Below are 7,057 nucleotides of genomic sequence, written 5' to 3'. Positions count from 1 at the left end.
CGGCGGCCCTCGACCATCGTGTAGAGGACCGGGATCAGGACCAGGGTGAGCAGGGTGGAGGTGACGAGGCCGCCGATGACGACGACGGCCAGCGGGGTGGAGATGAACCCGCCCTCACCGGTGATGCCCAGCGCCATCGGCAGGAGCGCGAAGATGGTCGCCAGGGCGGTCATCAGGATCGGGCGCAGCCGGCGCTGACCGCCCTCCACGACCGCCTCGGCGACGCTCATGCCCCGCTCGCGGTACTGGTTGACCAGGTCCATCAGCACGATGGCGTTGGTGACGACGATGCCGATCAGCATCAGGATGCCGATGAGCGCGGCGACGCCCAGCGGCGTGCCGGTGACCAGCAGCAGGGCGAACGCGCCGACGAACGCGAACGGGATCGACACGAGCAGGATCAGCGTCTGGCGGATGCTGCGGAACACGCCCACCAGGATCAGGAACACCAGGGCGATCGCGGCGACCATGGCCAGGATGAGCTGCGAGAACGCCTCGCTCTGGTCGGCGGTGACGCCGCCGATCTCGTAGCTCGCCCCGGCCGGCAGGGTGAGGGTCTCGAGCTTGTCGGTGACGGCGCTGCTGGCCGCACCCGTGTTGTCGCCGACCGGGGTCGCGGTGACGGTGTTCGTCCGCTCGCCGTCGACGTGGGTGCGCTGCACCGGCCCGTCGATGCGGCTGACGGTGGCGACCTGGTCCAGGCGTACCGTGCCGGTGCCGGCGGGCAGCACGAGCGCCTTGACCTTGGCGAGGCTGTCCGGCCCGGTGTCGGCCGTCCGCACGAGCACGTCGCGCGGGGCGCCGTCGAGCGTGACCTGGGTGACGGTGGTCCCCTCGACGGACTGCCGCAGCGCCGAGACGATCGCGCCGGTGGTCAGCCCGGAGCGGGCTGCGGCCTCGCCGTCGGGCACGATGCTGATCTGTGGCGCGCTCTCGCTGAGGTCGCTCTCCACGTCGGTGACCTGCGAGACGCCGGTCAGGGCCTCCTGCACCTGCCGGGTGGCCTGGCTCAGGGCCTGGTCGTCGTCGGCCTGGATCGACACCGAGATGGTGCTGTCGCCGCCGGGCCCGCCGCCGCCGGGGCCGCCCCCGCCGCCGAGCTTCAGCTCGCCCGCGTCGGTGATGTCCGCGATCCTGTCGCGCACCGCGTCGCTGACCGTCGCGCTGTCCGCGCCGTCGGCCAGGTTGAGGGTGTACGAGACGTTGTTGGCGGTACGCGAGCCGAAGAACCCGCCGGACGACCCGATCACCACCTGGTACGACTCCACGCCGTCGACCGAGGCGAGGACGCCCTCGACCTTCTTCGCCGCGGCGTCGGTCGTCGCCAGGTCGGTGCCGGCCGGCAGGGTCTGGGTGACCCCGATCGAGTCCTCGCCGGAGTCGCCGAGGAAGGTGGTCTTCAGGCCCCCGGCCATCACGACCGTGGCGGCCAGCAGGGCCACCGCCCCGGCGAGCACGGTCTTGCGGTGGCCGACCGCCCAGCGGATGACCGGCAGGTAGACGCGCGGCAGCAGGCCCTGCCGCTCGCGTTCCTCCACCCGGGCGCGATACTCGTCGGCCGGCACGCCGGCGGCGTCCGCGGGCGCCTTCAGGAACCAGTAGGCCAGGACCGGGACGACGGTGAGCGACACCAGCAGCGAGGCGAGCATCGCGGCGGAGACGGTGATCGCGAAGGAGCCGAACAGCACGCCCACGAACCCGCCGACCAGCGCGATCGGCAGGAACACCGCCACGGTGGTGAGCGTGGACGAGGTGACGGCGCTGGCGACCTCACGGACGGCGGACAGGACCGCCGAGCGCCGGTCCTCGCCGTAGCCGAGATGACGCTTGATGTTCTCCAGCACCACGATCGAGTCGTCCACGACGCGGCCGACGGCGATGGTCAGGGCGCCGAGGGTGAGGATGTTCAGCGAGTAGTCGCGCAACCACACCGCGATGAGCGCGACGAGCAACGACAGCGGGATGGACACCGCGGTGACCACGGTGGCGCGGGCCGAGCGCAGGAACACCACGATGACGAGGATCGCCATCAGCAGGCCCAGGGCGCCCTCCTCGACGAGGCCGTTCACCGCCTTCTTGACCCCGGGCCCGGAGTCGGAGACGACGACGAGCCGGGCGTCGTCGCCGAGCGCGGCCTGCAGCTCCGGCAGCTGGTCGCGGACGTCGTCGGAGATCTCCGGGCTGCCGCCGCCGTGGTCCATGGTGAGGGAGATGCCGAGGCTGGGCTTGCCGTCGGTGCGGGTGATCGACGTGACGGGGGCATCCGTGAGCGCCACGGTCGCGACCTGCTTGAGCTGCACGGGCTTGCCCGAACCGGCACCGGACGGGGCCGCGGCCGCCGGCGCGGGCGCGGCGGGGCCGCCCGGTCCGGCCGCGGGGCGGCCGGCGGCGGCCGGGCTGCCGGCGGACGCGGCCGGCGACAGCCACATGTTCTGGAGCTGGCTCAACGACGTGACCGGCTGGCCGACGGCCAGGCTGAGGTTGCGCCCGTCGGAGGTGATCTGCCCGGCCGACGAGGTGCCACCGAGGGCGCCCAGCGCGGTGACGATCGACTGCGTGCTCAACCCGGCCTTGCTCAGGGCGGCGGTGTCCGGCGTGACGGTCACGATCTGGTCGCGTACGCCCGAGATCGCGACGTCGTTGACGCCGTCGACCGCCCGCAGCGCCGGCACGACCTTCTCGTCGAGGGCCGCGGCGAGCGCGTGCTGGTCACCGCCGGAGGTGGCGGCCAGGACCATCGTCGGCAGGTCCGCGGTGCTGCCGGTGAGCACCTGCGGGTCGACGCCGGCCGGCAGCGCGGAGGAGATCTTGGAGACGGCCTGCTCGACGTCCGTGGAGGCCTGGTCGATGTCGCTGTCGAAGGAGAACGAGACCATCACCTGCACCGAGCCCTGCTGCGAGGTCGAGGTCGTGCTCTCGACCCCGTCGATGCCCTCGACGGCCTTCTCGATCGGGCCGGTGACCTGCTCTTCGACGACTTCGGGCGCGGCGCCGGGGTAGCTGGCGACCACGGTCACGGCCGGGAAGGACAGATCGGGCAGCAGCTGCTGCTTGAGCGACGGGATCGCATAGATCCCCAGGGCGACGAGGAGGACGGTGAGCAGCGCCACCAGCCTCCGGTTCGCGAGACTGACCCGGGACAGGAACAACACCAGCGACCTCGCTCGCGGCTAGACGATTCGGTGGCGCGCAGGGCGCCTGGCGAAAGTCTCCGGGCGGAGGGGTCCCGTTGGCATCGTCCAGCTGCGGTCGGTCCACTACCACAAATGTGGTATTCCGACCCACCGTCGTACCGCCGTGGGAGGGCGCGTCCCCTACGGGGTGGCGTCCCCGGGCCTGACCAACCCGCTCTGGTAGGCGACCACGACCAGCTGCGCCCGGTCCCGTGCGCCGAGCTTGGTCATGGCGCGGTTGACGTGCGTCTTCGCGGTGGAGGGCGCGAGGTGCAGCCGGGTGGCGATGTCGTCGTTGGACAGGCCGAGGGCGACCAGGGCGAGGACCTCCCGCTCCCGGTCGGTGAGCACGTCGAGCACGGTGGTGTCCGGCGGCGGGGCGGGGTCGCCGCTGGTGAGGAACCGGGCGATCAGCGCCCGGGTGGCCTTCCCGGACAGCAGCGCGTCGCCGCTGGCGACGGTCCGGATCGCCTCGATCAGTTCGGTGGGGGTGGCCCCCTTGCCGAGGAACCCGCTCGCCCCGGCCCGCAGCGCTCCCAGGACGTACTCGTCGAGCTCGAACGTGGTCAGGATGAGCACCCGCACCCCGGCCAGGTCCTCGTCGGCGGTGATGAGCTGCGTGGCCTGGAGGCCGTCGACCTCCGGCATGCGGATGTCCATGACCACCACGTCGGCGCGCGCCGCGCGGGTTAGCCGGACCGCCTCGCGGCCGCTGGCCGCCTCCGCGACGACCTCGAGGTCGGGCACGGATTCGATGATGCCGCGCAGGCCGGTGCGGATCAGGGCCTGGTCGTCGGCGAGGAGCACGCGAATGGTCACGGGGTGCCTCCGGGGCGTGCCGTGCTGGGCAGCACGGCGCGGACGTGGAACCGGCCGGCGCCGGCGGGCCCGGCGGCGAGGCTGCCGCCGACGGCGACGGCGCGTTCGCGCATGCCGATCAGGCCGTGGCCGGTGGGGTCCGACCGCTGGTGGCCGGAGCCGGTCGGGTTGTCGATGTCGATGACAAGGTCGTCGGGGCGGTATTCGACCTGCAGGCCGGCCGCGTCACCGGTGCCGTGCTTGTGCGCGTTGGTGAGCGCCTCCTGCACTATCCGGTAGGCGGCCTGGTCGATCGCGGCGGGCAGCGGCCGCGCCGGGCCGACCTGCTGGTGCTCGACCCGCAGGCCGGCGGCGGCGACGGAGTCCAGCAGCTCCCCGAGCTGCGCCAGGCCGCGCACCGGTTCGGTGGGCGCGTCGGCGTCGCCGTTCTGCCGCAGCAGGGCGAGGATGGTGGTCAGTTCGTCGAGCACGGTCCTGGCCGCCTGTCGCACGTGTGCCACCGAGGCCGCCGCCTGGTCGGGCCGGGTGTGCACGCTGTGTTCGGCCAGCCCGGCGTGCACGTTGATGACGGCGATGTGGTGCGCGACGACGTCGTGGAGGTCACGGGCGATCCGCACCCGCTCCTCGGCGACCCGACGGCGGGCCTCCTCCTCGCGGGTCCGTTCCGCGCGGCGGGCCCGCTCCTCGACGGCGGACACGTACGCGCGGCGGATGCGGGCGGCGTCGCCGATCGCGGTGGCCATGCCGATCCAGGCGGCCACGCCCAGCGGCGGGCCGAGCCAGCCCTCGCCGGTCCAGGCGACGGCCGCGCCGTACACGACGACCGCCGCGCCCCCGCCGGAGAGCCAGGCCGTGGGTCGGTTGGTGTGCGCCGCGACGGTGTAGGCGGCGACGGCGGTCACCACGAGGAAGGCCGGGGGTTGCCCGCCGGCGGCGACGGCGCCGGCGGCGAGCAGGGCCGAGACGGCGAGGACGGGCAGCGGCCACTGGCGGCGCACCAGCACCAGCGTGAAGGCCGCCCCGGCGGCCAACGCGTCGGGCCAGGCCAACGGGCGGCCCTCGGTCTCCCCCGGCCGGCCGACGAGCGTCATGACGAGGATCAGCGCCGCGACGGCCGCGCCGAGCAGCGCGTCGCGTGCGCCCGGGTGCGTCCGCCACCAGGCCGGCGACTGGTGAGCGCCCGGTTCGTCCATGAAGATCACATTACCGGGCGGCCCGGCCCACCAGCGTCTGCCGAGCGTGGTACGCCCGCCTACCGCAGCCGTGGTAGCGGACGGCGGGCGGGGTGCCCCGGCAGGGCCGGCGCGGAAGATCGGCGCCGACCCCACCGGGGGCGGGTCCCAGGCCGTCAGGCGCGGGACCACTGCATGCTGGTCGCGGAGCCGCAGGTGCGCTGTTCCAGGGCCGCGCCCGGGGTGGTCGAGCCGCCGACCACGTTGAGGCACTTGTTGCTGTTGAGGTTGACCAGCTGGTAGTAGCCGTCGCCGGTCGACCGCCAGGTGAAGACCTGGTTGGCCCCACCGTGGCAGGTGTACTGGACAACCCGCGCGCCGTCCGCGGTCGAGAAGTCGAGCACGTCGGCGCACTTCCCGCTGTTGACGCTCTGGAGGGTGACGTTGCCGTTGCCGGCGTCGTTGAACCGCCACTGCTGCCAGGCGTTGCCGTTGCTGGTCCACTGGCCGATGACGGCCAGGTCGTTCAGGTTGGGCGACTGCACGTCGATGACCTGTCCGCTGTTGCGGTTGGTGACGCGGTAGGACGTGGTGGTGCCGGTGCCGGCGGTGAACTGCCACCAGTCGAGGTTGAACAGGTCGCCGCTGCCGCCGGTGAATCGCAGGTAGAGGTCGCGGGTGCCGGTCGCGCCGGTCACCGCGCACGACGTGTTGGCCCAGGTCTGCCAGCCCCCGGTGCCCGCGACCCGGCAGGTCCCGACGAGGGGCCCGGTGGTGCTGTCCAGCCGCATCTCGATCGTGCCGCCGCTGGTCGCCGACGCGGTCCGGGCGGTGAACGAGGCCGCCCCGGTGCCGAACGCGACGCCCTTGACCTTGATGTAGTCGCCGTTGTTGATCGACCACACGTTCTGCGTGCCGCCGCTGGCGGGTTGCGTCTCGACGCCGACGGACCAGGCGATGGTCTCGGCCTCCTGCCGCACGTACGGGTTCAGCGTGCCCACCTGCGGGGCCCCCGTCGTGGTCATGTTCATGCTCGGGATCGTGCCGTCACCGTTGTAGGAGAACTTCTCCACCGCCACCGACCTGGTGAAACCACCACCACCCGGCAACGCACCATTGTGATAGAAGAAATACGACCCACCGTTGAAGTCCACGATCCCCGGATGATTGGTGAAACTACTGCCCTGCCGCGGCATCACCGTCCCCCGGTACGTCCACGGCCCCGTCGGACCCGGCGCCGTCGAATACGCGATGAACTCACCACAACACTCCGCCGCGAAGATGTTGTAGTAGACACCGTTGCGCTTGTACACCCACGGCGCCTCCTCATACAACGTCGGACGACTCGCGTTGCCGTTACGCGTGCCGAACCCGGCCGTGGTCAACGGGATCTTCGTCGGGCTCCCCGAGTAGGAGATCATGTCCTGGTTCAACTTCACGTACCACAGGTTCGGGTTACCCCAGTACAGGTACGCCTGCCCGTCGTCGTCGATCATCACGTTCGGATCGATCTCACCATTACCCAGCAACGGACGACCGATCGCGTCACGGAACGGCCCCGTCGGACTGTCGGCCACCCCGACACCGATCACCATCCCGCCACCACGCTGCTTCACCGGCACATACCAGTAGAACTTCCCGTTACGCGCCGCCACATGACCCGCCCACGCATCCGACTCCGCCCACGCGAACGTCGCCAGACTCATCGGCGAACCATGATCAGTCCAGTTCACCATGTCAGCCGACGAGAACACCCGCCAGTCCTTCATCGTGAAGTACGTCGACCCGTCCTCGTCATGCCCGGTGTACAGATACACCCGACCGTTGTGCACCAACGGCGCAGGATCCGCCGTATAGATCGTCTGCACGATCGGGTTGTCCGCGTGGGCCGGG

The 7,057-nt window shown here is 71.8% G+C and carries 4 protein-coding genes; all 4 read right to left on the bottom strand.

All coding sequences use genetic code 11. From position 1 onward, the window contains the following. Window positions 1-3,152 (bottom strand): efflux RND transporter permease subunit (locus GA0070558_RS32285; RefSeq protein WP_091287248.1); only part of this gene is annotated, 3,152 nt, incomplete at its 3' end. Window positions 3,153-3,314: 162 nt separating this feature from the next. After that, entirely contained in the window at window positions 3,315-3,992 is a 678-nt protein-coding gene (locus tag GA0070558_RS32280; protein WP_091287244.1) for a response regulator transcription factor, read from the bottom strand. Further along, window positions 3,989-5,185, bottom strand: a complete 1,197-nt coding sequence (locus GA0070558_RS32275; RefSeq protein ID WP_091287240.1) for a sensor histidine kinase — start codon at window positions 5,183-5,185, stop codon at window positions 3,989-3,991. Before GA0070558_RS32275 ends, GA0070558_RS32280 begins: the two co-directional genes overlap by 4 nt. A gap of 155 nt (window positions 5,186-5,340) precedes the next feature. Then, window positions 5,341-7,057: family 43 glycosylhydrolase (locus tag GA0070558_RS32270; protein WP_141722421.1), on the bottom strand; the 1,717-nt coding region annotated here is incomplete at its 5' end.

The organism is Micromonospora haikouensis, from assembly GCF_900091595.1.
Lineage (GTDB): Bacteria > Actinomycetota > Actinomycetes > Mycobacteriales > Micromonosporaceae > Micromonospora > Micromonospora haikouensis.
The sequence above is the reverse complement of the archived record's forward strand: the minus strand, read 5'-3'. Positions and strand labels throughout refer to the sequence as shown.

Bases quoted from the DNA above. Each gene is read 5' to 3' on its own strand.
- GA0070558_RS32275 (WP_091287240.1), bottom strand. From the start codon at position 5,185: ATGGACGAACCGGGCGCTCACCAGTCGCCGGCCTGGTGGCGGACGCAC.